This is a genomic window from Chryseobacterium sp. MEBOG06 (genome assembly GCF_021869765.1).
Classification (GTDB): Bacteria; Bacteroidota; Bacteroidia; order Flavobacteriales; family Weeksellaceae; genus Chryseobacterium.
Genome location: NZ_CP084580.1, coordinates 527667 through 554423 on the forward strand (window position 1 = coordinate 527667; position 26757 = coordinate 554423).

General features: G+C 35.6%; 22 protein-coding genes. 8 read left to right on the forward strand and 14 right to left on the reverse strand.

Annotation, left to right across the window (positions count from 1 at the left end):
• Positions 1–51 precede the first annotated feature (51 nt).
• Both LF887_RS02415 and LF887_RS02420 read left to right on the forward strand, forming a co-directional pair.
• Positions 52–1386, forward strand: a complete 1335-nt coding sequence (locus LF887_RS02415) for a dihydroorotase (RefSeq protein WP_236857222.1) — start codon at positions 52–54, stop codon at positions 1384–1386.
• Positions 1387–1800: 414 nt separating this feature from the next.
• Complete coding sequence (locus tag LF887_RS02420) at positions 1801–2760, forward strand: hypothetical protein (protein ID WP_236857223.1); 960 nt, start codon at positions 1801–1803, stop codon at positions 2758–2760.
• A 73-nt stretch (positions 2761–2833) separates the two neighbouring features.
• Here the strand turns inward: LF887_RS02420 and LF887_RS02425 are convergent, their stop codons facing one another.
• The 5 genes from LF887_RS02425 to LF887_RS02445 all read right to left on the reverse strand — a co-directional run bounded on the left by LF887_RS02425 (position 2834) and on the right by LF887_RS02445 (position 9430).
• Positions 2834–3730, reverse strand: coding sequence for a helix-turn-helix domain-containing protein (locus LF887_RS02425; protein ID WP_236857224.1), 897 nt, complete (start codon positions 3728–3730; stop codon positions 2834–2836).
• 181 nt (positions 3731–3911) lie between these two features.
• Complete coding sequence (locus LF887_RS02430) at positions 3912–4919, reverse strand: aldo/keto reductase (RefSeq protein ID WP_236857226.1); 1008 nt, start codon at positions 4917–4919, stop codon at positions 3912–3914.
• A gap of 186 nt (positions 4920–5105) precedes the next feature.
• Complete coding sequence (locus tag LF887_RS02435; RefSeq protein ID WP_236857227.1) at positions 5106–7403, reverse strand: GH92 family glycosyl hydrolase; 2298 nt, start codon at positions 7401–7403, stop codon at positions 5106–5108.
• Positions 7404–7477: 74 nt separating this feature from the next.
• Entirely contained in the window at positions 7478–8164 is a 687-nt protein-coding gene (locus LF887_RS02440; protein ID WP_236857228.1) for a response regulator transcription factor, read from the reverse strand.
• A gap of 18 nt (positions 8165–8182) precedes the next feature.
• The gene (locus LF887_RS02445; RefSeq protein ID WP_236857229.1) at positions 8183–9430 is read right to left on the reverse strand and encodes a sensor histidine kinase; all 1248 of its coding nucleotides are present in this window, start codon (positions 9428–9430) and stop codon (positions 8183–8185) included.
• Positions 9431–9600: 170 nt separating this feature from the next.
• Between LF887_RS02445 and LF887_RS02450 the strand changes: the two genes are divergently transcribed.
• From LF887_RS02450 to LF887_RS02465, 4 genes are all read left to right on the forward strand, one after another.
• Complete coding sequence (locus LF887_RS02450) at positions 9601–10011, forward strand: DUF1573 domain-containing protein (protein WP_236857230.1); 411 nt, start codon at positions 9601–9603, stop codon at positions 10009–10011.
• Positions 10012–10218: 207 nt separating this feature from the next.
• Complete coding sequence (locus LF887_RS02455) at positions 10219–11100, forward strand: SDR family oxidoreductase (RefSeq protein WP_236857231.1); 882 nt, start codon at positions 10219–10221, stop codon at positions 11098–11100.
• 82 nt (positions 11101–11182) lie between these two features.
• Positions 11183–13381 carry a M1 family metallopeptidase gene (locus LF887_RS02460; protein ID WP_236857232.1) on the forward strand — a complete coding sequence of 733 codons (2199 nt, stop codon included), beginning with the start codon at positions 11183–11185 and terminating at the stop codon, positions 13379–13381.
• 85 nt (positions 13382–13466) lie between these two features.
• Positions 13467–14294, forward strand: a complete 828-nt coding sequence (locus LF887_RS02465) for an endonuclease/exonuclease/phosphatase family protein (protein WP_236857234.1) — start codon at positions 13467–13469, stop codon at positions 14292–14294.
• A gap of 2 nt (positions 14295–14296) precedes the next feature.
• On the opposite strand, the gene LF887_RS02470 is transcribed toward LF887_RS02465, so the two are convergent.
• Positions 14297–14983, reverse strand: coding sequence for a response regulator transcription factor (locus LF887_RS02470; protein ID WP_236857236.1), 687 nt, complete (start codon positions 14981–14983; stop codon positions 14297–14299).
• The gene (locus LF887_RS02475; RefSeq protein WP_236857237.1) at positions 14973–16247 is read right to left on the reverse strand and encodes a sensor histidine kinase; all 1275 of its coding nucleotides are present in this window, start codon (positions 16245–16247) and stop codon (positions 14973–14975) included. Before LF887_RS02475 ends, LF887_RS02470 begins: the two co-directional genes overlap by 11 nt.
• Positions 16248–16402: 155 nt before the next feature.
• Here LF887_RS02475 and LF887_RS02480 point away from each other — a divergent pair, with 155 nt between their 5' ends.
• Together LF887_RS02480 and LF887_RS02485 are read left to right on the forward strand one after the other, a co-directional pair.
• A complete protein-coding gene (locus LF887_RS02480; protein ID WP_236857239.1) occupies positions 16403–18775 on the forward strand; it encodes an outer membrane beta-barrel family protein in 2373 nt (790 codons plus the stop codon).
• 108 nt (positions 18776–18883) lie between these two features.
• Complete coding sequence (locus LF887_RS02485) at positions 18884–20749, forward strand: M1 family metallopeptidase (RefSeq protein ID WP_236857241.1); 1866 nt, start codon at positions 18884–18886, stop codon at positions 20747–20749.
• Between the two features lie 145 nt (positions 20750–20894).
• Here the strand turns inward: LF887_RS02485 and LF887_RS02490 are convergent, their stop codons facing one another.
• The 7 genes from LF887_RS02490 to LF887_RS02520 form a co-directional block, all read right to left on the reverse strand.
• Positions 20895–22280, reverse strand: coding sequence for a phosphatase PAP2 family protein (locus tag LF887_RS02490; protein ID WP_236857243.1), 1386 nt, complete (start codon positions 22278–22280; stop codon positions 20895–20897).
• A gap of 95 nt (positions 22281–22375) precedes the next feature.
• The gene (locus LF887_RS02495; protein ID WP_236857244.1) at positions 22376–23374 is read right to left on the reverse strand and encodes a zinc metalloprotease; all 999 of its coding nucleotides are present in this window, start codon (positions 23372–23374) and stop codon (positions 22376–22378) included.
• A gap of 244 nt (positions 23375–23618) precedes the next feature.
• Positions 23619–24260: a response regulator transcription factor gene (locus LF887_RS02500; protein WP_236857245.1), complete on the reverse strand. Its 642-nt coding sequence runs from the start codon at positions 24258–24260 to the stop codon at positions 23619–23621.
• Positions 24257–24913, reverse strand: a complete 657-nt coding sequence (locus LF887_RS02505; RefSeq protein ID WP_236857246.1) for a sensor histidine kinase — start codon at positions 24911–24913, stop codon at positions 24257–24259. The genes LF887_RS02500 and LF887_RS02505 overlap by 4 nt, the downstream gene beginning before the upstream one ends.
• A gap of 107 nt (positions 24914–25020) precedes the next feature.
• Positions 25021–25665, reverse strand: a complete 645-nt coding sequence (locus tag LF887_RS02510) for a hypothetical protein (RefSeq protein ID WP_236857247.1) — start codon at positions 25663–25665, stop codon at positions 25021–25023.
• Between the two features lie 18 nt (positions 25666–25683).
• Entirely contained in the window at positions 25684–26241 is a 558-nt protein-coding gene (locus LF887_RS02515) for a hypothetical protein (protein WP_236857248.1), read from the reverse strand.
• A gap of 176 nt (positions 26242–26417) precedes the next feature.
• Positions 26418–26570: a hypothetical protein gene (locus LF887_RS02520; protein WP_236857249.1), complete on the reverse strand. Its 153-nt coding sequence runs from the start codon at positions 26568–26570 to the stop codon at positions 26418–26420.
• Positions 26571–26757 lie beyond the last annotated feature (187 nt).

The window sequence follows — 26757 nt, forward strand, 5'->3', positions numbered from 1 at the left end:
TTGAAGCTAATTAAAACATAAAATCTTAATTTTACCAGGAAATAAATTGAAATGAAAGTTCTTATCAAAAACGTAAAAATCGTCAATGAAGGAGAAATCTTTGAAGGCGATATCTTAATAGAAAATGATCTAATCTCTAAAATAGGTGCCGGTATTTCTGAAAATGCCGATCAGATCATCGATGGGGCAGGGAAATATCTTCTTCCGGGAGTGATTGATGATCAGGTACATTTCCGTGAACCGGGCCTGACTCATAAAGGCGATATCGAAAGTGAATCAAGAGCAGCAATTGCCGGTGGGATTACCAGCTTTATTGATCAGCCTAATACGGTTCCCAATGCTGTTACTCAGGAACTACTGGCAGATAAATATGAGATAGGGGCTCAGAAAGCGTATGCGAATTATGGGTTCATGATGGGAGGAACGAATGACAACCTTGAAGAAGTTTTAAAAACAAACCCAAGAAATGTTCCCGGAATTAAATTATTCTTAGGTTCATCTACAGGAAATATGCTGGTAGATAATCCTGAAACGCTTGAAAATATTTTCAGCAATACAAAAATGCTGATTGCTGTTCACTGTGAAGACGAAGCAACCATCAGAGCCAACACACAAAAGTATATGGATGAGTACGGAGATGATATTCCGGTGAAATTTCACCATCTGATCAGAAGTGAAGAAGCATGCTATAAATCTTCGTCAAAAGCGGTAGAACTTGCTCAGAAAACAGGGGCTAAGCTTCACGTTTTCCATCTTTCAACGGCTAAAGAAATGGAGCTTTTCAGAAATGATATTCCACTAAAAGATAAAAAGATCACCGCTGAGGTATGTGTTCATCATTTGACCTTTACTAATGAAGATTACGAGACAAAAGGAGGTCTTATCAAATGGAATCCAGCTGTAAAAACACAGAAGGATAAAGATGCACTTTGGGAAGCACTTCTGGATGACAGAATTGACGTTATTGCTACGGACCATGCTCCTCATACAGCCGAGGAAAAGGACAATGTCTACACGAAATGTCCTTCAGGAGCACCATTAGTACAACATTCGCTTGTTGTAATGCTTGAAAATTATAAAAACGGGAAAATTTCTCTGGAAAAAATCGTTGAGAAAATGTGTCACAATCCTGCCATCCTTTTCAGGGTAGAAAAGAGAGGTTTTGTAAAAGAAGGGTATAAAGCGGATCTTGTTTTGGTAGATTTAAATGAAGACTGGATGGTTTCCAAAGATAATTTATTATACAAATGTGGATGGAGCCCACTGGAAGGGATGAACTTCCATTCTAAAGTTACGCATACTTTTGTCAATGGACATTTGGTTTATGATCAGGGTGAAATTGCAGAAGAAAAATTCGGGGAACGTTTACTTTTTGAAGTAGAGTAATTGAAAAGGAAATACAAAATTATAATAAACTCTGTAAAATATAGGAGATTATGATCATACAACAGGAGCGGGCTTTAGCCCGTTTTCTTTATTTTTGATATTCCCTTGGCTTTAGGCAAAAGATTGTAAGCTGTCGCAGGTTTTAGAGATTACGTAGATTTTTTTAACATGATTATCTACTAAATTGGCTCAATTTGCAAAAATATTTTACTTTTTTGTTTTACTCTCCCTATAAAACGTAAGTTTCCTTTATTTATAAGATGTATTATTTGTAATAAACTTTTATTTGGCTAGTTTTGTGCGGAAAAATAATAACCCATGTGTAAGTTCTTTTTAATCTTATTTCTCTCAGTTTCTTTACAACTTAGCTCACAAATAAATACTCAATTATTATCAAATACATCATGGACACATGTGAATTCCATTATGCTAGATGGGAGCCGAGATTTATCATCAGAATCATATCGATTTTTGGTATGGAAGATTAAAGGAAATAACATATGTGAAAGTATTGATCCTTGGGCTACAGAAAGAACAAAATGTAAAGATTTTAAATTTGAAAAGAACTTGATGAAGTTATCAGATAAGTCCGCTTATGAAATTGAAACACTAACATCAGATTCATTAATTGTCATCCAGAAAGTAGATGGGATCACTTTTCCTGACAAAATAAGAAAAGTGAAGTTTGTCAAAACATCTATTCTCGTGAAAAACTTTACAAATGTGGCAACAGGTGATTCCATTATAATTACTTCCAGAAATATCACTCCAACATTAACTAAAGGACTTATTACTGAAATGATGGAGGCATATTCTCAAAAAAAGTATATTCACGATTTTATTGTGGATGGCGAAATCAGAATTTTCCCCAAAAGACAAGAAATTGAAGTAAAAACGGACAATAAGAAACAGAATAAAGATAACCAGAAAAGTATTGATTTATTCAAGGTAACTTTACAGAAGGACTATAAATTGTGGGATATAACAGGCTATGAGAACTTTGACAAAATTATTATTCCTTATCGATTGAAGAGCGAAATGAAAGATGGCTCTGGTACCTTAGCTTTTTATAACTTGATTCCTTATCATGAAAGAAAAGGCATTATAGTCAATATAAAAGATAAGAGAGTTTCTGTAGAGGATTTTAATAAAGGTTTAAAGGCTGTTAACAGTCAAAAGTATGATGATGCAATTTACTTTTTCAATAAGGCTCATGAAGAAGATAATACAAATACTGAATCATTATATAATGTGGCATCGATTTCAATCGCACAAAATAAAACAGATGTCGCATGTACAGCATTGAAAAAATTAAAAGATCTGGAACAAACGGAAGGGATCAAATTGTACAACGAAAAATGTTCAGGAAAATAATAATCAATAGGGGCGGGCTTTAGTCCGCTCGCAGATCTAGTAACCCTAAAATCTTTATAACCTCAGAAAAAAATTAATTAAAAGACTGCCTAAACTCTAATGGTGACATATTCGTCTTCTTTTTAAATAATGTACTGAAAGACTGCGAATGTTCAAATCCCAATTCATAGGCAATCTCACTTATCGAAAGTTCAGTTGTTGAAAGCTTTTCTTTTGCTTTACTGATCAGCTTTTCATGAATATGTTGCTGCGTACTCTGTCCAGTATGAACACGCAAAAGATCACTCAAATAGTTCGGCGAAAGATTCATCGCTTCCGCAATGTGATGAACTGTTAAAAGTCTTTTGTCTGAAGAATCCTGATCAAAATAATCATTCAGATAAGCTTCAAATTTTGTCAAAAGCTGATGACTTCCATTTTTTCGGGTGATAAACTGCCTCTCATAAAAACGCTTTGAATAATTAAGTAATAATTCAATCTGTGACAAAATAATCTCCTGCGTATGATGGTCAATATGCTGACATTCTTTATCTATTTTATGCATAATTTCAATCAGGTCATTCTCTTCATCTTCAGATAAATGTAAAGCTTCATTCACGGCATACGAGAAAAATCCGTAAGACGAAATAGTCTTTGCCAAAGGATGCTTCAGCAAAAAGTCTTCATGAAAAATCAGAAGATAACCTGTATTCTCACAATCCATTGTCTTCAGATCCAGATACTGAACCTGATTGGGAGCCGTAAAACTCAACACCCCTTTATCATAATCATAATGCTGCTGTCCGTATTTTATTTTTCCTGTAGCATTTCGTTTCATAGCAACACAATAATATCTGCTCACAAATCCCTTCCAGACCTCATCTTCAATAAAAAGACTTTCAGAAAGATTGATGATGCTTACCATCGGATGCTTTGGTTCGGGAAGCGAAAGCAGCCTGTGAAATGCTGAAATAGATTGTATTGTGTTCATAACTTTTAATTTTTTTGATGATAATTTGGGCAGCTTTATCCGCCTTCCGCTCCCAATCTTTTGTTCGTCATTCTTCCTCACAAAAGGATTTCCGCTCAAGTCGGGCTGCGATGGTATTGCATCAGAAGCCTGACAGGATTAAAATTGATAATGATCAGCTTGTGCAGCGAGATTCAAACAATTAATAATCCAGCAATCCCATACTGAATTCATCATAAGGGGCACCCGTATCTGTTCCTAAAGGTACAATGCTTTCCAGTTTTTGAAGTTCTTTTTCAGATAATTCTATTGTAGCAGCTTCAATATTTTGTTCAAGATATTTTCTGCGTTTCGTTCCTGGAATAGGAAGGATCCCTTTGCTGATAATCCAGGCCAAGGCCAGTTGCGATGAGGTAATGTTTTTCTCTTTCGCAAGACTTTCAATAGCTTCAACCAGCTCAATGTTTTTATGAAAATACTGTTCCTGAAAACGAGGAATTCCTCTTCTGAAATCATTCTCCGGTAAATCATCAATGGTGCGGATCTGCCCGGATAAAAAACCTCTTCCCAAAGGAGAATATGCCACAAAGCCAATTCCTAATTCATTCAGAGTTTTAATAACCCCTTTTTCTTCAACGGTTCTTTCAAACAAAGAATATTCACTTTGTACGGCAGAAATAGGATGTACAGCATGAGCTCTTTCTACTGTTTCAGGGGATACTTCCGACAATCCAATATAACCAATTTTTCCTTCTTTCACCAATTCACTCATCGCTTCCACAGTTTCCTCGATCGGCGTATTGTTATCAAGACGGTGCATGTAATAAAGGTCTATATAATCTGTTTTTAAGTTTTTCAGCGAACGTTCAACAGATTTTTTCACATACTCTTTGGTTCCGTTGATTTTCCAGGTTATTTGATCATTATCATCAATTTCCCAACCGAACTTTGTTGCAATGACATATCGGTCACGATTACCTTCAACAGCTTTTGCAATTAATTGTTCATTTTTAAAAGGACCATATAAATCGGCGGTGTCCAGAAAATTTCCACCCAGTTCCAAAGAACGGTGAATTGTTGAGATAGCTTCTTTCTCATCACTTTTACCGTACATATCTGCATCGCCAAAGCCCGTCATTCCCATACATCCCAAACCAATATTCGGAACGACTAAACCCTGACTTCCTAATTTTACCTGATTCAATTTCATATTGTTGATTTTTTATGACTACAAAATTCAGCAGAAATTAAAAATCAGATGTATGCAAAATAGGGGTTGTTGTATGCAAATTACCGAATAGGACTTTTGCCTTAATTAGAATCAAGAATATTGATAGCACAACCATCTAAATAATCTGCAAAATGTTTGAAAGTATGCTTTTGGGAATCGTAATGTTTATTTTTTAGGTTTAGAACTCATATAAAAACTTAATTTTCCACCATTTATAATCTCAGAATGCTTTAGGGTGAAGTTCCTGATTTCTTTTCCATTTAAAAGAACTTTCTGAACATATACATTCTTTGGACTTTGATTGACCGCCTCAATTTCAAAAACTTTTCCATTTTCCAGATTCAATACAGCATGGTCAACAGCAGGACTTCCGATAGAATAATCTTCCGATCCGGGAGCTACAGGATAAAAGCCTAATGAGCTTAAGATATACCAGGCACTCATCTGTCCGGTGTCATCATTTCCTCCTAATCCATCAGGGGTAGCTTTATACTGCATTTCTAAAATACGGCGGATCTGAGCCTGGGTTTTCCATGGCTGCCCTGCCCAGTTATAAAGATAGGCAACATGATGTGCCGGTTCATTTCCGTGGACATATCCTCCAATGATTCCCTCTCTCGTAATGTCTTCGGTATCTGCAAAAAACTCGTCAGGAAGATGCATGGAAAATAATTCATCCAGTTTTGAAGCGAATTTCTTTTTGCCTCCCATCATTTTGATAAGCTCATCAGGATTTTGTGGAACGAAGAAACTGTAGTTCCAGGAGTTTCCTTCAATAAAGCCTTGCCCGTGGGTGCTTAGTACATCAAAATCTTTTTTGAAACTTCCATCAGCCAATCGGGGACGCATAAAGCTGCTTGTGGGGTCAAAATTATTTTTCCAGTTTTCAGAACGTTTGATAAATTGATTATAAACTTCTGTTTCCCCCAGATGTTTAGCCAGTTGGGCAATCGCCCAGTCGTCATAGGCATATTCAAGTGTATTTGAAACCGAAGTTCCATTTTTTTCAGCGGGAATATAACCCAGGTCGATGTATGGTCCAATCCCTTCATAATCTCTTTTGCCGGCTGTTTCTACACAGGCTTTCAGAGCTTCTTTCGGATCTCCATTATAATTTCCTTTGATAATAGCATCTGCCACCACGCTTACACTGTGATAACCGCTCATACACCAGTTGTCATTGGCATAATGCGACCAGATTGGCAGCATCTTCATAGAGAACTGATCGTAATGAGCCATCATTGATCTTACCATATCATTATTCCGTTTTGGCTGAATAATATTAAAAAACGGATGTAAAGCCCGATAGGTATCCCAGAGAGAAAATGTTGTGTAATTGATAAATCCTGTTGCTTTATGAACGTTTTGATCTAACCCTTTATATTCTCCATTAAAGTCCATATACGTTGTTGGATTAATAAAAGTATGATACATTGCTGTATAAAAATTAGTCTTTTCCGTATCAGAACCTTTAATGAGAATCTTGTTTAATTCTTTATTCCAGTTATCCTGAGTTTGAGCTTTTACCTGATCGAAGGATAAATTTCCGGTTTCTTTTTCAAGATTTTCCATAGCATTGGCCTGGCTTACGGGTGAAATGGCAAGTCTGATTTCAATAGCTTCATTTTCACGAGTGTCAAAATCAAAATACATTTTCAAATTCTTTCCTGCAATTTCAGGGAAGTTTTTAGTCTGGTCAAATTTTCTCCAGAATCCATTATAAACCTGCTTTCCATCATAGTTTTGTTGACCATAATTTTTAAAAGGTTTTGAGAATTTCATAGCAAAATAAACAGTCCTTGTTCGTGCCCAGCCATTGGTCTGGCGGTATCCTGTAACTGTATTTCCGTTTTCAACACGGGCGTAGGTCCATACATTTTTTCCGTTATAATTATAGATTCCGGCCATCAGATCCAGAATAATATGTGCCTGATCAGACTTTGGAAAGGTATAACGGTGGACCCCCACTCTTGATGTTGCGGTGAGCTCTGCCAAAATATGATGATCATCCAGTTTTACTTTATAATAACCCGCTTCTTCCGTTTCATTCTGATGAGAGAAGCTGCTTCTGTAGCCATTTTCCGGATGCAAAGCAGTCCCCGGATTAAGCTGTAGTTTTCCTACAGTAGGCATAATGAGAAAATCCCCTAAATCGGAATGTCCCGTACCACTGAAGTGGGTAGAACTGAAACCTACAATCGTCTTATCTTCATAACGGTAACCCGCACAATATTTGTAAACCTCCCCGTTATACTTCCCATTGAGTTCATAGGAAATAGTATCTGTTTCAGGGCTTAACTGTACGGCCCCGAAAGGAGAAGTAGCGCCAGGGTAAGTATGCCCCATTTTTTCAGTCCCGATGAGAGGATTGACATATTGTATTAATTTTTCAAATTTTTGAGCTTTAAAATGTAAGCTGAAAAATAAAAGAAACAGAAAAACAGTTGTTCCGTGATTTTTCATTAATGATAGGTTTTCAAAGATTAAAATTAATTAAAATCATCATTTACTGTGCTGTTGTGGACGAAATTTGTATATCATTTATTCTTTTCGGAAAAACGGAAACCTATTCCGTGCAGGTTCTCGATCAGAATATTTTGTTCATCTGCCAATACCTTTCGTAACCTGGAAATAAATACATCCAGACTCCGCCCCATAAAATAATCATCATCACCCCAAATGGCTTTCAGGATATCCTGCCTTTTCAGAACCGTATTTTTATTTCGGATAAAATATAACAGCAGGTCGGATTCCCTTTGGGTAAGGGTAATAGTCGCTATAGCATCTTGTAATGTATAGTTTTTGGGATCAAAGTCATATTTGCCAACTTTATAACTTGAGGAATAGGTATTGGTTTTCTTTGATCTTTTGAGAAAAACTTCAATTTTCAGAATCAGTTCTTCTATGCTGAATGGTTTTACCAGATAATCATCGGCTCCTATCTTAAGCCCTTTGATGCGGTCTTCTTTTAATGCTTTTGCGGAAATAAAGATGATGGGTATATCAGAATTTTTATGGCGGATCTGCTCTGCCACTTCAAATCCGTTCAGCTCAGGCATCATAATGTCCAGCAGACAGATGTCAAAGTTTTGACTGTGATAGGCCTCCAGTGCAGATTTTCCGTCCGGGTAGCAGTGGATGTCATAATAGCTCTCAAGGCTGTCTTGTATCAGGAATGCAATCGTCTTGTCATCTTCCGCATATAAAATTTTAGATTTCTCCATACTTCGCTATTATTAAATTTAAAATGGAAAAAAGAGGGTTGTAGTAATTCCTTTGTCTGTATTGTTTTCCACTGAAATTTTCCAGTTATGCTGCTGTACAACTTTTTTTACATAAAATAATCCTAATCCAAAGCCATTCACCTCTTCGCTTTTTTTAGTACTTACCCTATAAAATTTCTCAAAAATCTGAGGAATATTTTTAGGTGGAATGCCTATTCCGTTGTCTTTAAATTTCAGATATAAACCTTTTGAGTCTTTAAAGGACGAAATTACAATACTAGGTTTTGTTTCGCAATACTTAATGGAATTATCCAAAATATTATATACAATATTGGTGAAGTGAAATTCATCCGCCATTATTGAAGTATTGTTTTCTATTTCTATATAAATGCTGAGGTCTTCATTTTTTTGCTGTATGGCGTCAGCAATTTCCTGAATAAATGGGAAGAGGATGATTTTTTGAGGCTTTAAGGACAATCCCGAAGCATCATTTTTGGCGATATTCAATATTTTTTCAATATGACTATTCAGCTTATAGCTTTGATTGATAATAATAGATGTATAGGTTTGCAACTTGGAGTTCTCCTGTATCAGATTTTGCTTGTTGAGGGCTTCTGAAGCTAAAAGTATTGATGATAAAGGTGTTTTGAACTCATGGGTCATATTATTGATGAAATCACGCTGCAGTTCTGAAAACTTTTTCTGCTGAATGATTGTATAAATAGAATAGACATATACAAGGAGAATAATAATAAGAGCAAAAGTGAGTAAATACCAAAACCTTAATGAGCTGATCAGATACGTTGTTTTATCGGGGAAACGTATAGAAAAATAATAAATCAGGTTTTTATGCTTTGGAAAATTGATCACTTTGTTACTCGGGCTTTCCTGATGACTGGAAATATACTTCCCATAGATCATTTTATCACTGTGGCAGTTGTAAAGAGCATATACGTAATCTGTATTGATCTGGAAACGGGTGAATTCTGTTTTCAGATAATACTCAAGAACTACGGGATGAAATTCATTGTTAATATTAACCACATAATAGTCATTAGCTATATTTTGTACAGGGTTTTCCGTGAAAGAATTTTTTCCTCCGGATAATTTTTCAGCAACTTCTAATAATGCAATATTTACTTTCTGATTAAATTTTTTATCTTCAAGATTATAAGCCTGCCGGGTCCACATCAGCTGAGCTATTAAAATTCCAATAATAGCAATGAATCCCAGCGTTATAATGATATTGAGTTTTTTTATTTTCATTTTCCCAAACAATATTATCCAAAAATATCTATTAATCATTTATCATTAACAACTTGTTAACAAATGTTTGAAAGCAGTTAACAAATTATATGGTCGATCTGCTTTACATTTGTTTCACCATAAAGAAAATAAGTTCTTTTATTACTTCAAATTAATAAAAATCTATACTCATGAAAAAATTAAAAATCACAGCAGTGTTAGCAGTTTTAGCTTTCTCTCCGTTTTATGCAAATGTATTTCCTGTTGAAGGTACTTCAATTGTGAAAATGGTTGCTGATGCTATTAAATGGAAATCAGAATCGATCGATGTAGGAAATATTCCTCAGGGTAAACCAAAGTTGATCAGATTTGAATTTACCAATACAGGTTCAAAACCAATCATCATACAAAATGTAGCACCTTCATGTGGATGTACAACAGCAGATTATACAAAGACGCCTATTCAGCCTGGTAAAAAAGGATTTGTGGAAGCTAGTTATAATGCGGCAGCTGCAGGTGCATTTATGAAAACTGTAAACGTTACAACAAGCGAGAGCAAATCTCCTAAAACACTTTCGTTTAAAGGAGTGGTTGTTTCATAACTCATATTTCAATAATAACAGAAGTCGTTTCATTATCCGTGAAACGGCTTTTTTTGTATTGCTATCTCGTGCATAATTTAAAAAAATGCCAAGACAAATAATTATATTAAATTTACATACACCGTATTAAAAGGTATTTGATTTTCTGCGGGAATCTTTTGTCGCCTGTAGAGATTATATTATATATTTATTTAAAATTACTGAATTATGAACTTATATACACAGCCAATGCTTCGCGAAGGGGCACTAAAAGATAAAGTAGCAATTGTAACAGGTGGCGGAAGCGGGCTTGGAAAAGCAATGACCAAATATTTTCTTGAACTGGGAGCCCATGTGGTAATCACTTCCAGAAATCTGGAGAAATTACAGACCACTGCGAAAGAACTGGAAGAAGAAACGGGAGGTAAGGTGCTTTGTGTAGCTTGTGATGTAAGAAACTGGGATGAGGTAGAAGCAATGAAAGAAGCTGCATTAAAGGAATTTGGTAAAATTGATATCCTTCTTAATAACGCTGCCGGAAATTTTATTTCTCCAACAGAAAAATTAACCCACTCTGCTTTTGATTCCATTCTTGATATTGTTTTAAAAGGGACAAAAAACTGTACTCTTTCTATTGGTAAACACTGGATAGATTCTAAAACTCCGGGAACCGTTCTGAATATTGTTACTACATATGCCTGGACAGGTTCTGCTTATGTAGTTCCATCAGCCTGTGCAAAAGCCGGGGTACTGGCAATGACAAGATCGCTGGCTGTAGAATGGGCTAAATATGGAATTCGTTTCAATGCCATTGCTCCGGGACCTTTTCCTACGAAAGGAGCATGGGACAGACTTCTTCCGGGAGATCTTCAGGAGAAGTTTGATATGAAAAAGAAAGTTCCATTGAGAAGAGTAGGAGAACACCAGGAGCTTGCTAACCTTGCTGCTTATCTGGTTTCAGATTATTCTGCTTACATGAACGGTGAAGTGGTAACCATTGATGGGGGAGAATGGCTCCAGGGAGCGGGAGAATTCAATATGCTTGAAGCAATCCCAGGTGAAATGTGGGATGCGTTGGAGGCGATGATTAAAGCCAAAAAGTCAAATTAATTAAACTTATATAAAAGACTCCCGGCGATGTAACAATTCCGGGAGTTTTTTATACCTATATACCAAGTAATAATTTTTTCAAATGAATGTTAAACTTCCAACCCTGGTTTCCGCAGTGGCCGTTTTACTGTTTTCAGGATCTGCTTATGCACAGGAAACACCAAAATATGATTATGTAGAAGCGTTCAAACCGTTTTTCTACCCTCAAACCGGAACTGAAACCCGTTCTGCAAGCGGGCAGCCTGGGCATGCTTACTGGCAGAATTCAGCAGATTATCATCTGAATGTAAGCCTGAATGAAGATAAAAAAGAAATTACAGGAACCTCTGAAATTACCTATACAAACAACAGTCCGGATAAATTAAGTTTTCTCTGGCTGCAGCTGGATCAGAACTTGTTTTCGAAAGACTCCCGCGGAAATGGAGTAGTTCCGCTTTCAGGAAGCCGAAACGGGGCTCACGGCGAAGAGTTTAATGGAGGGTATACTATTAAATCAGTAAGAATTGATGGCAAAGACGTCAAATATACCATTACAGATACAAGAATGCAGATTGATCTGGCTAAAGAATTAAAAGCAAAAGGAGGAGTCGCAAAAATTGTGATTGATTATTCCTTTGTTTCTCCGGATTACGGATCAGACAGAATGGGTATTCAGGAAACCAAAAACGGTAAGGTTTTTACTATGGCACAATGGTATCCGAGGATGTGTGTGTATGACGATGTATTGGGATGGAATACGATGCCTTATCTTGGGGCTTCTGAATTTTATTTAGAATATGGAAATATCACGGCTGATATTACAGTGCCTGCCAGCCATTATGTAGTAGCATCAGGAGAACTGCTTAATGAAAAAGCGGTTTATAGTAAAGAAGAAATCAACAGATGGAATCAGGCTAGAAACAGTGATAAAACGGTAACAATCCGTTCCGAATCTGAAATTGGAAAAAATAAACCTTCCGGTACAAAAACCTGGAAATTTAAAATTACACAAGCAAGAGATTTTGCCTGGGCATCATCTGCCGCATTTATTCTGGATGCCGCAAAAATTGATCTGCCCAGCGGTAAGAAATCTTTAGCCATTTCTGCATACCCTGTAGAGAGCGCTGGTGATAAAGCCTGGGGCAGATCTACAGAATATACCAAGGCTGCCATAGAACATTATTCGAAAAAATGGTATGAATATACTTATCCGGCTGCCACCAATGTTGCTGGGAACGAGGGCGGAATGGAATATCCGGGTATTGTTTTCTGCCATATGAATTCCAAAGGAGAAGATCTTTGGGGAGTCACAGATCATGAATTTGGACACAACTGGTTTCCTATGATCGTAGGCTCTAATGAAAGAATGTTTGCATGGATGGATGAAGGCTTTAATACATTTATCAACGGACTCTCAACAGAAGCTTTTAATAAAGGTGAATATTACAGAAAACCAAATCTTGCCCGGTCAGGAAGTTATCTTATGGGAGATTATCTGGAGCCCGTTATGGTAGGACCTGATAATATGAGAGAACGAAATATTGGATCTCTGGCTTATTATAAGCCGGCAACAGGATTGTCTGTTTTAAGAGAAGCGGTTCTGGGACCTGAAAAATTTGACAAAGCATTTAAAACCTATATCGATCGATGGGCCTTCAAACATCCTACTCCCTGGGATTTCTTCCATACTATGGAAAATGTTTCCGGTGAGGAGCTGAATTGGTTTTGGAGGGGTTGGTTTTTTAATAAATGGAAAATTGATCAGGGGATTAAGAATGTAAAATATGTAGATGGAGACTTTAAAAACGGAGCTCAGATTACTGTTGAAAATATTGAACAGATGCCAATGCCTACTACAGTACAGATGAAATTTAAAGATGGGACAGCAAAAATTGTAAAAATCCCTGTGGAAGTCTGGAAAAGAAATACAGAATGGACTTTCAGAGTAGATTCTGATAAAGAAATCAGTGAAGTGAGACTGGATCCCGATGCTGTAGTTCCGGATGTTAATGCCGCAAATAATGTTTGGTTATCTTCCAATATAAAACCGGTTGAAAAAATTAACGTGAAAGATTTTACAGGAAGTTATAAGAACGACAAAACTAAATTTAAGATAACTTTCGTTGAACACAGCGGGAAACTCTCTGCGCAGGTTTCGGAAAAATATGAATTTCCTCTTGAATATGTGGGAGATAATAAATTTATTTCTGATCAGTCCGATCTTGATATTGTTTTCAGTAAAGACAAAAAAGAAATGACTCTTACAGAAGCGGGAAGAGCTACCAAATTCAGTAAAGAATAATCGTAATTTAACAATATAATCATATAAATAAGGCTTCTCTATGACAGAGAAGCCTTATTTTTGTCTCTTATTGATAAAATAGCATATGAATTTCAGATTTTCAATGGTGTTCCTGATGTATTTTGCATTGGGATTTTCACAGGATTTTACCGTAATGAGCTTTAATATCAGACTGAATGTAGAGTCGGATAAAGAAAATGCATGGCCTCAGAGAAAGCAGGACGTTGCAGATTTAATAACCTATTATCATCCTGATTATTTCGGTGTACAGGAAGCGCTTCCGGAACAGATGAAAGATATCAAAAACGGATTAAAGAACTACGACTACGTTGGGGTAGGAAGAGATAACGGGAAAGAAAAGGGTGAATTTTCAGCGATTTTTTATGATACGAGAAGACTTGATATCGTAAAATCAGGAACATTCTGGCTGTCTGAAACACCGGAAAAGCCTTCAAAAGGATGGGATGCAGCATTGAACAGGATTTGTACCTATGCCTTATTTAAAGATAAAAAATCAAAAAAAGAATTTCTGGCTATGAATCTTCATTTTGATCATATAGGAAATGTAGCAAGAGTAAAATCTTCTGAGCTGATCCTGAAAAAGACCAAAGAGCTCAACCCTAAGAATCTTCCGGTAACTTTGAGCGGAGATTTTAACCTTACAGACGATACAGAACCCATTAAAATCCTTTCTCAGAATATGAAAGACAGTTTTTACCATTCTGAGAGCAAACACTATGGTCCGGTAGGAACTTTTACCGGTTTTAATGTAAATGAAGTGCCCAAAGAACGAATTGATTATATTTTCACAAAAGGATTCAGTATAAAATCTCACAGACACATCAATGACCGAAGAGAAAATCTTCTCTATCCATCAGATCATTTCCCGGTTATTGTAAATCTTTCTTTATAAAATTAACTGGTTGGAAAATCAACTTCAAATCCAATTCCTCTGAGGGATTGGATTTTTACTTCTGTATCATTGATGAAATACTTTCGGAGCCTGCTGATAAATACATCAAGGCTTCTTCCTGTGAAATAGTCATTGGTTTCCCATAGATTATCCAGAATATTATCCCTTGTTATTGTAGAATGATTATGCCTCAGAAGATATAGAAGAAGTTCCTGTTCACGAACCGTCAACCGTACATTTCCTTTGGGATGGGAAAGCTGAAGTTTCTGCGTGTCCAGGTGATATTGTCCGATTTTTATCCGGGTTTCCGTACTGATGGGTAAGGTTCTTTTCAATATATTTCTAATTCTTAAAACCAGTTCCTCCGGATCGCATGGCTTTGGAATATAATCATCCGCACCGATTTTTAAACCCGTTAATCTGTCAATTTTCTGATTTTTTGCTGTTAAAAATAATAATGGAAACTTCGTTCTTTCCTTTAAAATCATTTTAGCCAGTGAGAAACCGTCAATATTAGGCATCATTACATCTAAAATACCTATCTGAAAAGGAAAATCAGAAGTGATGAGGTCCACAATATCCTCAGGATTCTGAAACCAGGTGACTTCAAAATCTTCCAGTTCCAGATATTGTTTCAGGATCATTCCAAAGTCCGGATCATCCTCTGCCAGAAGAATTTTAGTTTTCATAGGGCATATTTATTTTAAAAGTTGTTCCTTCTTTAGGCTGGCTGGTAACTTCTATTGTACCCTTATATTTTTTTGTAATCTTCTGAACAAAATATAAACCGAGCCCTAATCCTTTTGTATTATGGATATTATTGGATTGTATTCTATAAAATTTTTCGAAAATATTTTTGAGTTCCTTTCTTTCAATACCCTGTCCATTATCTTTGACTATAATTTCAAGATTTTGTTGTGAGGATAAAATCTTTACTTGTACAGCAGACGAACCATATTTTACACTGTTTTCACACAAATTTTTCAAGACCGTTTCCATGAGATTTTTATCAAAAGGAAGCTGGTGCATCACTTTATTTTCAAGTTTAAAATTAGTCTGCGTGTAGGTAAAAGTAAGATCCTGGACGAAAAAATCCCAGTCTTCAGGTCTTACAGGGAGGAGTTCGTTGGGGATTTCGTCTTTATGAAGCTGAAACATCAGACTTTCAAGCCGGGAGATTTGCCGGTCTATAAGTGGGAGAGTTTCCGGATTCCATTCCTTTTTTAGGGCTTTTGATGCTACCTTTAGAGTAGCAATTGGAGTTTTAAATTCATGAGAAATATTATCAACCGCAGTATGCAGGACTTCAACAAGCTTCTGTTGTCGGATAAGATTTTTAGTAGTAAAAATGTACAACACCAAAACACCTGCTAATAAAGCTATACAACAGAGTATTAAGAGTGCAAGCTCCCTGAATACAATACTTTTAATATTCAGAATTTGTAGATCAGTTTCTCTTTGGATAACAAAGGTTTCACTATTGTTTGATGTTTCCCAAGTTCCGAAATTTGAGAGCCTTGGTTTGGAAACTTTATTTCTGGTTTGGAAAATAATAATAGGTTCTTCAATAAGTTTATTACCAGTTGGAGCAAATATAATAGATATATACCGAACTCTTAAAGCTATTTTATAGTTTTCCTTTTTAAATGCATGATCTACATAGTTGCTGATCTGATTGGTTGTGCTTTTTCTGTTTTTTTCAAAGGTATCCAGAAATTGCTGCTTGCTTATCCTGTTGCTATTAAGACCAATGAATAATTTTCTCTGAGCATTATCATCACCTCTTTTTTTTGCTAATTGAATTGTATAGTCTTCTAGTTTTAAAGATACTTCCTTATAAATTTCCCTTTCCCTTACCAGATAAGTTTTGTATATAAAATAGGTCTGGATCCCAAGGAGAAGCAGAAAAAGTCCAGAAAAAATTGTAATAAGAAATTTACTTTTTGACATCATTGGGTACAAAGATAAATTTTTAAATTTTCCCAAACTGACATTAACCGTCCTTTAACCTTCCGTTAACCGAAGTTCTTCGTGGTAATTTGGAGATTTGTAAAATGAAGCCAACTAGAATAATAAGGCTTAAAATATTTTAATATATAACACAAATAATGAAGAAATTACTAATTTTCCTTTGTTTTCCTGCCGTAATGTTTTCCCAAACACAAAAAATAGAAGGGATCATTGTAAACGAACAAAACCAGAAACTTTCTTTGGTACCCATAGATATTTATAATTTTCAAAATTTATTACTGAAAACTATCAGGACCAATGAAGATGGGCATTTTATTTTAGATGGAATTGCAGATCCTTCTGTAAAACTAGTAATTAAAGAGCTGGAGTATGCGCCGTACGAGCAAAAACTGGATATAAAAAGCCAAAGTCAAATACTTCAAGTTGTGCTGAAAAGGGAAGATCATGATATTCAGGAAGTGGTATTAACCAAGAAAAAACCTTTAGTCACAAGAAAAATAGACCGTTTGGAATTCAACGTTGAAAATAGCAATATTACATCACTCAGTGCCTGGGAAATATTGCAAAAAACCCCCGGAGTTACAGTTAATAATGAAAAGTTGGCAATTAAGGGCAGTCAAAATATTTTAGTTACTATTAATGATAAAAAAGTAATACTTACTGGAGATGAACTCAAAAATCTTTTGGAAAATACCCAGGGACAAGATATAAGATCTGTAGAAGTGATAACTAATCCACCTGCAAAATATGAAGCTTCCGGCAGTGCAGTACTTAATATTGTGATGAAGGAAAATAAAATTAAAGGCTATCGCAGTAGTATTTTTTCCCAATATATACAGTCCCAATATGGAAAGGGAAAAGTAGGTATTTCTCAATACTATAAAAAAGATAAACTTTCTTTAATGGGCAGCTATTATCTGAATGGAGGGACTTATTTTAGGGAAGGAATTGATCAGGTTAATTATGTAGAAGATCAGACAAGATGGGTAAGCACAATGAATAGGAAAGATAAAAATAGGTCCCAGAGTAGTGTGAACCTTAATGTTGAATATGAGATTGACAGCTTGACAAATTTAAGCCTGAATTATTCAGGGCTCTTCAGACCGAAATCTTTCGGGAGATATGATGTTCCTACATTGATCTACAATAGCCAGAATATTGTTGAGTCTAATTATAGAACAATTAATGATCATCATTCAAGTTCTTCTAATAATGCTCTGAGTGCTGAAATAAATAGAAAGTTTAATAAAAAGAGTCAGATAACCTGGACAAATTATTTTACAGGAAATAATACTTGTAGTTATCAAGATGTTATTACGCTTCTCAATTTTGCAAATCAATCTCCTAAAGAAAATAATTTTATCACCAATAATAAAAGCAATATTGAATTGTATTCTTCCCAGCTTGATTATCAATGGAAGGGAGAAAAATGGAATTTGGAATCTGGATTAAAATACAGCTTTGTAAAGACCGGCAATCAACTTGTTTTTTCAGACAATGAAAATGGAAAATTAAATTATCGAAATGATAAAAGTAATATTTTTGATTATAAGGAACATAATTTTGCACTCTATACCTCGCTTTCTTATAATATTGGTAAATGGAATTTCAAAGGAGGATTACGTGCTGAAAATACAGATATACAGGGAGTTGTTTCAGACCCTTATGAAGTGAATACAAACAAATATTGGAAATTATTTCCAACTCTATATACTCAATATACTACAGAAAGCAATCATCATTTTGGATTGTCTTATGGAAAACGAATCAGCAGGCCATCTTATTCGTGGTTAAATCCGGCAAAGTCATATTATAATTTATTCTCTTATTTTCAAGGAGATCCAAATCTGAAAGCAACAATTATTCATAATTTAAATTTTAATTATACCTGGAAAAATTGGAATCTTGATTTTTATTACCGAAAGGAAATTAATCCATCAATGGAAATTTCATATCAGAATCCCACCAATAATAATCTAATTTATCATTTGACAAATATTGAAAAAGAACAGGCTTTCGGGTTTAGTTTATACAAAAATTTTCAAATTAAAAAATGGTGGATTTTGAATATTTCTGAAAATCTGGAGCATAATGAAAATTATTTTATTGGTGTTGATGCTGTTTTACATAAAAATAAGATAGTAAATCTGGAGTCAGATATTTCTACCAGTTTTATATTGAATAAGGCTACAGAGTGGAAGCTAGAGATAGGAAACAGATATAATTCGCCTCATATTCAGGGGACTTTTAGAATCTCCGGTTCTTCGTCTACTTATTTGATAATGAATAAAAAATTATTTAATAAAAAATTGGAAACGAGCCTTATGTTCAATGATATTTTTAGAACATCAAAAAAGAAGGTTAGTACAAAATATGCTAATCAGGATAATTTTTATCTTGACTATGGAGATACACAAAACTTTACTATTTCTTTAAAGTATAACTTTGGAAATCAATCTGTGAAAGCAGCCAAGCCAATTAAGAAAACCGATGAACAAGGGAGAATGTAAAATCTATTATATAAAAAACTAATATCTATAAAACATTATTATAAAAGAATTGAACAACTTCCTGTTACATTTTCGCTATTTTTGATACCTATCTTTAAAAATAGCGTTATGAAGAAAATTTTTTCCGGAATGCTGATGGTAGTTTCATTGCTGCAGATACCTGCACAGGAGTTATATATGCCCAGAAATATTAAAAAAGCCTATGAAAAAGGGACGCGTGATATTTCCGGGGCTCCGGGCAAGAACTATTGGCAGAATAAGGGAATTTACAATGTAGATGTGAAAGTAGATGCCGGCACAAAAGTCGTTTCAGGAAAAGAAACAATTGTGTACAGCAACAATAGCCCTGATCAGCTTAATGAGCTGGCTATAAGATTTGTGAATAATCTTCACAAGCCGCAGTCTCCAAGGTCGGGCGTGGTGTCTAAAGATTTTCTGTCTTCAGGATTAAAGATTAAATCCTTTATCGTGAATGGTGAAAAATACGATATCAACAGTGACGATTGGGGAACGGTTGAAAAAGTAAAATTAAAATCAGCTGTAAAATCAAAATCTAAAGCTGAGGTTAAAATAGAGTGGGAATATCCTCTATCCGTACAGAGCGGAAGAGAAGGTCAGATAGATCCTGAAACATTTTACGTAGCCTATTCTTTTCCAAGAATTTCTGTATACGATGATTATAATGGCTGGGATATGCTTCCGCATTCAGACAGACAGGAATTTTATAGCGATTTCAATGATTATAGCTTTGCGATCTCGGCTCCGAAAAATTATGTGGTCTGGGCAACCGGGGATTTTCTAAATCCGGAAGCCGTACTTCAGCCGGAATACCTGAAAAGGTATAAAGCTTCCTTAAAGAGTGACAAGGTAATGCATGTTGCTACCGAGCAGGAGATGAAGTCAGGAAAAGTAACCCGCCAGAACAAGTGGAATATATGGAAGTTTAAAGCCAATCATATCACTGATTTTTGTTTTGCAATGAGCAATCATTATGTCTGGGACGCTGCAAGTGTACAGCTGAAAACAAAGAGAGCCAGTGTACAGGCAGGTTATAAAAATGGCGCAAAAGATTTTGAACAATATGTGGACTGGATGCGTTATAACCTGGATTGGTTTTCTAAAAACTGGCCTGGAGTAGAATATCCTTATAATGTGATGACTGCCATCCAGGGGTATGCAGATATGGAGTATCCTATGATGATCAATGATACAAGTATTCCTGATGATCTTCGTGATGCAAGGCTTACGGCAGATCATGAAATTGCCCATACTTATTTCCCTTTCTATATGGGAATCAATGAAACAAGATATGCCTTTATGGATGAAGGCTGGGCAACTACTCTGGAATACCTCATCGGGATTGATGAAAACGGAGAAGCTGCTGCCAAAGAGTTTTATAAAAATTTCCGTGTTAAAAGATGGATCAATGATCCGTCTGCAGAAGAAGATCAACCGGTGATTACTATGAGTACGCAGGTAAGCGGTTCAGGATATGGTAATAATTCTTATGTGAAAGCATCACTGTCTTATCTGGCACTGAAAGATTATTTAGGAGATGAATTATTCAAAAAAGCACTGCACCATTATATGGATAACTGGAATGGTAAACATCCGGTTCCATGGGATTATTTCAATTCGATGAATGCAGGTTCCGGAAAAAATCTTAATTGGTTTTTCAATAACTGGTTTTATACCAATAATTATATTGACTTAAAAGTAGCAGGGGCATCCCAGAAAAATGATCTGCTTACCGTAAATGTAATGAATGCAGGCGGATTTGCTATTCCATTTGATGCCATACTGACTTATGAAGACGGAACAACAGAAAAACTGCATTTCTCACCTTCTATCTGGGAAAACGACCAGAAAAAGGCTGATCTTGCGATTCCTACTAAGAAAAAAGTCAAATCTGTAAAACTGGATGGCGATATTTTCATGGATTATACACCGGAAGACAACAGTAAAACACTGTAAAGATAAAAATGCTCTGTCAAAAGTGATAGAGCATTTTTTTTTCAGCCGTCAATCTGTTTATAAAAAAAACAATCTTTCATGACTGATAATTGAAATTTTGTGAAAAAATATTTTTATCCTGCATTAAAAAACATTTCCTTTTTGTTTAAAAATAAGCTGTCAATCGCAGACCTAATGTAAAATAGTTGATCTTTTCTTTGGTGATAAGATTATTAAGCTCATTGTTTAGCTCATCATTGTCTTCCAGGCTATCACTGAAATGGTAACGAATGGAAGATTTTATCTGGTTATAATCGGAATATAGAGTTAGTCCTAATTCCGGATTGAATTTGTACGTCAAAGCAGCTCCCGTATTCCATCGGAATGCCGGTTTGGGTTTATATCTGGCTATCGGAAGTTCATGATTAGGGGCTTCCACATTATCACTCTTTACAAAAACCTTTCCACTGGCTGTAGCGGAATATCCTGCAGTTGCCTTAAGGGTAAGCAGCCATTTATCTGAAAATTCATGAGAAAAATAAGGTCCCAATCCGGCGCCAAGAAATCCCATAGATTGTGTAATGATGCTGTAATTACCGAAGCTTTCTCCATCCTCAAGAGGTACTTTTAAAGGCTTAACAGGGAAGCTACTGAAGCTGAAGTCTCCTCCGATTCCCCATTTCTTTGAAAAGAAATAAGCCCCTTCCAATCCACCTTCAAAACCTACCTGCTTTTTGTTATCAAGACCAATTTCTTTCAGGAAGTCAGTTGTTCCAAGAGCGGCTCCCATCTTTAATGCAATAAAAGAAGGATTTTCATTTCCTTGTATTTTAGATAGAAGACCTAAGTTATCTCCTTTGTTTTTATAAATTTTATCAATAAAGAAATATCCTAATTCTGTAGATAGAATCCCGATTCCTGCGCCTGCCAGAACATCAGGAATCCAGTGTCTGTTATTCAAATTCCGGCCAAGTCCTGTAAGAGCAGCACTACCATACCCTGCAATACTGTATGCCGGGTTTACCATTCCGTATTCCTTATGCAGAAAGCTGGCATTAGTAAATGCCATAGCACTGTGACCGGAAGGGAATGAGTTGTTTTTGGATCCGTCCGGACGTTCAACTTTTGCCGTATATTTAATGGAATTGACCAGAATTCCCATGATAGCCAAACTGGTAACATAGGAAAGAGTGGCTCTTCCAAGATTGTTTCTTCCTTTAACTCCTGAAAGCTTTAATCCATAAACAGCTGCTGCAGGAGCATACTGAAGATAATCATCATATTTTGCTTTAAAGCTAGGAAGATATCGGTTGCGGACTTCACGGATGTTTTCTTTTTCTCCCCATGTTGCTGCCGCTGCCGTAAAAAGTATGGCTGGGGCCACTGATTTCCTTACCCATTCTTTTTTAAAGAAAGGAGTTTTATCCTGAACTGAAATATCAGGCTGGATCAATGCTAGATCTTTCTGAAGGTTCCTGGATTGGATAGTATCCTGAGCTTTATAACAGTGTAAATGCAATAGTATTCCCGATGCTAGTGCTAATTTTTTCATTCTTAGTGTCCTCAAGTTTTTTCTGGCGTAAAAATATAAAAAAAATCCATCCCCCACGGAGATGAATTTTTTTATAAGTAAAATGTGATTAATTATTAGTTAACTCTCAAACCTGCTCTTGGTCCGGAAGCTGCTACTACTGCCTGCATTCTTTGTTTTTGATTGGCTGTGAACATAACCATTACTTTATCATCTACATAATCCATATAATTCATAAAGATCTGAGAACGGCTTACACCGCTGCATGTAGCGTAAAGAGGATAAGAAGGAATCCCATAATTAGGACCAGGTGAAGCTGGTGTATCATTAGAATAGTCAGTCTGGCATCCTGTGTTGGTAGATCCCCAAAGATGCGGAAGGTTCAGATAATGTCCAACTTCGTGGGTGGCGGTTCTTCCCAGATTAAACGGAGCTGAGGTTCCGGAACCTGTTCCGATATAAGGAGCCGCAATCACAACACCGTCTAGCGAAGAAGTAATTGTTCCCGGATAATAAGCATATCCCAGTGTACCTCCAGTCATACTATTTACGATCCAGATATTTAGATAGCTGTCAGGTGAAGTGGCTGCAATACCTGTAGTGGCAGATTTCATTTTATTTTCATCCGGATTCCAGCTTGTGGTGCTTACTTGTTTTCTTACTGTTTTGGCAAGTCTGAATCTGATTTTGGTATCTCCAGCTTTTACAGGAACAAATTCTGATGGAGTATTGTTGACATCTGAATTTGTACTCCCGTAATCTCTGTTCAGTACATCAATCTGAGACTGTAATCTCGCATCCGTTACATTTTGACTGGCTGTATTGTATACAACATTAAATACGACAGGGATTTCTACCGTTCCATCTGCGAGTACTTTACCTACTTTTAAATCAGCGATACGCTTTTCAGTAAATTGTTCAATGGCTTCCACTCTTGCTCTGGCAGCAGGATCTGTTTTTAAAATGTTTTCCCTCATTAAGTCTGAAGGACAAACTCTTTTACTGGTCATTTGCTCAGATGGTGATGATGTCGGTTGTTGCTCCGTGGTAGAATTTGCATCATTGCTGCAAGAAGCTAAAAATATAATTCCAGCTCCCAAAAGAAATTTTTTCATATACTATTATTTTTGGATTTGTGGCTGTGAATTTATATTAATTAAAATTAATGCGCAAGCTTTTTAACTAATACATGTTTATTTCGTAATTTTTTAGTTTGATTATTGGTTTTTAGTTAATCTATTTGACTTTATTTTGATTTTAATTTATTTTGTGATTTTGTTTTTAATATTTCTAAAATAAGTGATTTTTAATGTAAATAATTATACAATATTGTGTTTTTAAGGAATTTTTTACGTTATGTTAGGTTCCAAAACCATTTTTAATAGCAAAAACCGCCAGACCAACACGGGTCTTTAAATCCAGTTTGTCACAAAGCTGATCCCGATAACTTTCAACAGTTCTTGGGCTGCAGCACATTCTGTCGGCAATTTCTTTGTAACTGAGCTCAGTTACAGTATATTTCAGGAATTCTTTTTCACGTTCAGAAATTTTTACAACCACTTCTGATTCATGATCTTTATTCAGGGTGGAGAAAATTATTTTTGAAGCCCATTCCGGATAGAAGAACCCATCAGTGTTTAATCTGGAAAGCGCTGTTTCAAGATCTTTTGGGTGGGTATTTTTTAGAAGATATCCTTTTGCTCCGCTCTTGATCATTTTAATCACACTGCTGTCATCCCCCTGCATACTTAGAGCCATGATCTTAATGTCAGAGTGATTTTTCGTGAGCCAGGCTGCTGTTTCAAAACCATCCATAATCGGCATACTGATGTCCAAAAGGATAATATCCGGAATTGTGTTGCCTTCTTCAAGCTTTTGAATAAGATCTTTTCCGTTTTCACAGACATAGATCACCTCAAAATCAGTAAAATTGCTGATAATTCCTTCCAGTGCTTTGGCAATAAGTATATGGTCGTCAACGATAACAATAGATTTTTTCATGACTGTTTTTTAAAAATTATATGAAGTGTGGTTCCCTTATTTTTTTGACTATCAATGCTGAATTGGGCTCCGATAATTTCAGCTCTGTTTTTCATATTGGTAAGACCTATACCATTGGAAGTGATATGAGTCGTATCGAATCCTGTACCGTCATCCCGAATGGTAAGATCCCAAAGGATATCCTCAGAAGTATTCAGGGTGATGTAAATATTTTTGCAGTTGGAATGTTTTAAACTGTTCTGAATAAACTCCTGTGTAATTCTTAGAAGCATATTCTTATGTACAAAGCCTAAATCCAGCTGGTTGAAGTTGTATTCAAAATTTATACTGCATTTTTTAAAAGAATTGGTATTATTTACCTCTTCCTGTATCAAAGTTACAATTTCCTTTTGGTTGATATTATCATCCGTTAGTGTTTTTGAAAGACTTCGAAGATCCTGAAGTGACTGATTGATAATCTGTGATACCTGATCAATTCTTTCATTGGCTCCTGGAACTTTATTTTCGTAAAGCATCTGCTGCACATACAAACTCACCAGCGTCAGCTTCTGACCAATATTGTCATGAAGCTCTCTCCCAATTTGCTGCATAGTAGCTTGCTGAATTTCCAGTTGCGTAGCCAAAAGCTCTCTTTGATGAATTTCATTTTTCATCTCAATCTCATTCAGATATTCTTTTTTTCGCTGTTTGTAACTTCTAATATAGATTAATACTGCAGTTACAAACATTATAAAAAGGATATTAAATAGAATAATGACAATTAAGAGTTCTGTTTTCCCCATATGAATGAACTTGCAAATAGAATATACATAACTACACCCGACATTAAAAAATAACTAAAATAAATATTCCAGATTTCCGTGTAATCTAACAAGATTGAATAAAGTGCCATGAAAGGTAGTGTTCCTATATAAGAAAGTGTTATTCCCAAATTAATATAAAACATTCTGTTTCTATTAAAGTGAAGGATATCTTGAGAATTAATTTGCTTGTAATATTCCATAACTACCAGAAGCATTAATATAAGGCAGCCAAAAGTATAGTTAAAAGCAAATACAATTTTATTTCCTGAGAAATATAATTCATTGGGAATAAACGAAAGAAGATATAGGAGAGATAACCCGTAAAAAAGCTTTGGCTTTTCTAAGGATTTTGCAGCGTATAACCAGTAAAAGAATATAAACTGGATAGGCATTAAAAAGTAATTGTAAAAATAAGCTTTAGAAAAATAAACAAATTTTCCCCATCTACCATATGCCTCACTAAGAAAGATGAAAATTAAGAAAAATACAAAAAATTTCCAATACTCTTTTCTTATACGATTGTAATATAAAAGGCCAACAAATGCAGCAAGCCCCTCAGCCCAGAGCATACTTTTACTTGCAAATTCTTGGAAATCTGTCATGTATTTATAAATTAATTGTTAATATGACTCACCTAACGAAGCTTTAGGAGGTGTAAGCTGTCCATTATTTTCTCCAAGTCCTGGATTATCACCATCACCATCACCATCGCCATCACCATCATCAGGAAGGATAGGCCTGCGCGCATTTAGTGCTAAAGATATTTTTTCTCCGTTAGCATCTAAAGAATTGAAATCATAGTCAAGAAGGTCACCGGCTTCATTTTCTTTTTTTAGCGTTGGAATCATTACAAGTGTGTGTCTTTCAGCATATTCCTTGGGAACGGGATGAGATTCCATAATGTTCCAGTTTTCTATTTTCGGGTAAGAAGCGTAGTAGAATCTGATTCCCAGATCTTCTTCTGTCGTATCAGGATTTATTCTGTTGGCTTCTTCTTCAATCATTGCAATGAATTTTTTCAACTTAGGAAGGTCAAACCAGATGGAATGGGCATCTTCTATGCCCAGGGTGTTATTGATAGCACTCAGATGATTTTGGCGGTAATTGTCAATCAGTTGTTGAATTAAGTTGATTGACATTACCCCTGGTCGTTGCGGATTGTTTGATTCTGCATTCATAGCTTAGTTGTTTATAATATACATCTCAGATGATCTGCAAATTTCGTAAAAAAATACTTTAGAAAATAAATTAATAAATAGGGAATTTTACTGTTTATTTTACCGTGATTTCACGGATTGTATAGTAAATCTAAATATTAGTAATGAAAAACCGGAGAAAAATCTCCGGTTTAGGTTTAGATGCATGGATATTTCTTGGGATCTCTGCAAATTAATCCTGGTGTGCAGCAGAGACCTGTGGGGCAGCCCCAGTCCTGATCACACATGATTACTGGTGGAAGTAAACCGCCGTCAATTTTCTTTAATTCATTTCTTTTTAACTTTTTCATACTGATTTTGTTTTAGTTATTAATTTGTTTGAATGATAAAGGTAATTATATATCACGACTAATAGATATAATATATTTATTAATTATAGATTATTTTGTAATTAGGACTTCCAAAAATAACCTGAGCGTAGGCCATCATTTAATAATAAAATAAGTGCTGCAGATATCTCTACAGCACTTATTCACA

What these genes read in the sequence shown, in the direction of transcription:
- LF887_RS02415 (WP_236857222.1), top strand. Translation starts at nt 52, where the DNA reads ATGAAAGTTCTTATCAAAAACGTAAAAATCGTCAATGAAGGAGAAATC.
- LF887_RS02425 (WP_236857224.1), bottom strand. Translation starts at nt 3,730, where the DNA reads ATGAACACAATACAATCTATTTCAGCATTTCACAGGCTGCTTTCGCTT.
- LF887_RS02430 (WP_236857226.1), bottom strand. Translation starts at nt 4,919, where the DNA reads ATGAAATTGAATCAGGTAAAATTAGGAAGTCAGGGTTTAGTCGTTCCG.
- LF887_RS02435 (WP_236857227.1), bottom strand. Translation starts at nt 7,403, where the DNA reads ATGAAAAATCACGGAACAACTGTTTTTCTGTTTCTTTTATTTTTCAGC.
- LF887_RS02440 (WP_236857228.1), bottom strand. Translation starts at nt 8,164, where the DNA reads ATGGAGAAATCTAAAATTTTATATGCGGAAGATGACAAGACGATTGCA.
- LF887_RS02445 (WP_236857229.1), bottom strand. Translation starts at nt 9,430, where the DNA reads ATGAAAATAAAAAAACTCAATATCATTATAACGCTGGGATTCATTGCT.
- LF887_RS02450 (WP_236857230.1), top strand. Translation starts at nt 9,601, where the DNA reads ATGAAAAAATTAAAAATCACAGCAGTGTTAGCAGTTTTAGCTTTCTCT.
- LF887_RS02455 (WP_236857231.1), top strand. Translation starts at nt 10,219, where the DNA reads ATGAACTTATATACACAGCCAATGCTTCGCGAAGGGGCACTAAAAGAT.
- LF887_RS02460 (WP_236857232.1), top strand. Translation starts at nt 11,183, where the DNA reads ATGAATGTTAAACTTCCAACCCTGGTTTCCGCAGTGGCCGTTTTACTG.
- LF887_RS02465 (WP_236857234.1), top strand. Translation starts at nt 13,467, where the DNA reads ATGAATTTCAGATTTTCAATGGTGTTCCTGATGTATTTTGCATTGGGA.
- LF887_RS02470 (WP_236857236.1), bottom strand. Translation starts at nt 14,983, where the DNA reads ATGAAAACTAAAATTCTTCTGGCAGAGGATGATCCGGACTTTGGAATG.
- LF887_RS02475 (WP_236857237.1), bottom strand. Translation starts at nt 16,247, where the DNA reads ATGATGTCAAAAAGTAAATTTCTTATTACAATTTTTTCTGGACTTTTT.
- LF887_RS02480 (WP_236857239.1), top strand. Translation starts at nt 16,403, where the DNA reads ATGAAGAAATTACTAATTTTCCTTTGTTTTCCTGCCGTAATGTTTTCC.
- LF887_RS02485 (WP_236857241.1), top strand. Translation starts at nt 18,884, where the DNA reads ATGAAGAAAATTTTTTCCGGAATGCTGATGGTAGTTTCATTGCTGCAG.
- LF887_RS02490 (WP_236857243.1), bottom strand. Translation starts at nt 22,280, where the DNA reads ATGAAAAAATTAGCACTAGCATCGGGAATACTATTGCATTTACACTGT.
- LF887_RS02495 (WP_236857244.1), bottom strand. Translation starts at nt 23,374, where the DNA reads ATGAAAAAATTTCTTTTGGGAGCTGGAATTATATTTTTAGCTTCTTGC.
- LF887_RS02500 (WP_236857245.1), bottom strand. Translation starts at nt 24,260, where the DNA reads ATGAAAAAATCTATTGTTATCGTTGACGACCATATACTTATTGCCAAA.
- LF887_RS02505 (WP_236857246.1), bottom strand. Translation starts at nt 24,913, where the DNA reads ATGAAAAATGAAATTCATCAAAGAGAGCTTTTGGCTACGCAACTGGAA.
- LF887_RS02510 (WP_236857247.1), bottom strand. Translation starts at nt 25,665, where the DNA reads ATGACAGATTTCCAAGAATTTGCAAGTAAAAGTATGCTCTGGGCTGAG.
- LF887_RS02515 (WP_236857248.1), bottom strand. Translation starts at nt 26,241, where the DNA reads ATGAATGCAGAATCAAACAATCCGCAACGACCAGGGGTAATGTCAATC.
- LF887_RS02520 (WP_236857249.1), bottom strand. Translation starts at nt 26,570, where the DNA reads ATGAAAAAGTTAAAAAGAAATGAATTAAAGAAAATTGACGGCGGTTTA.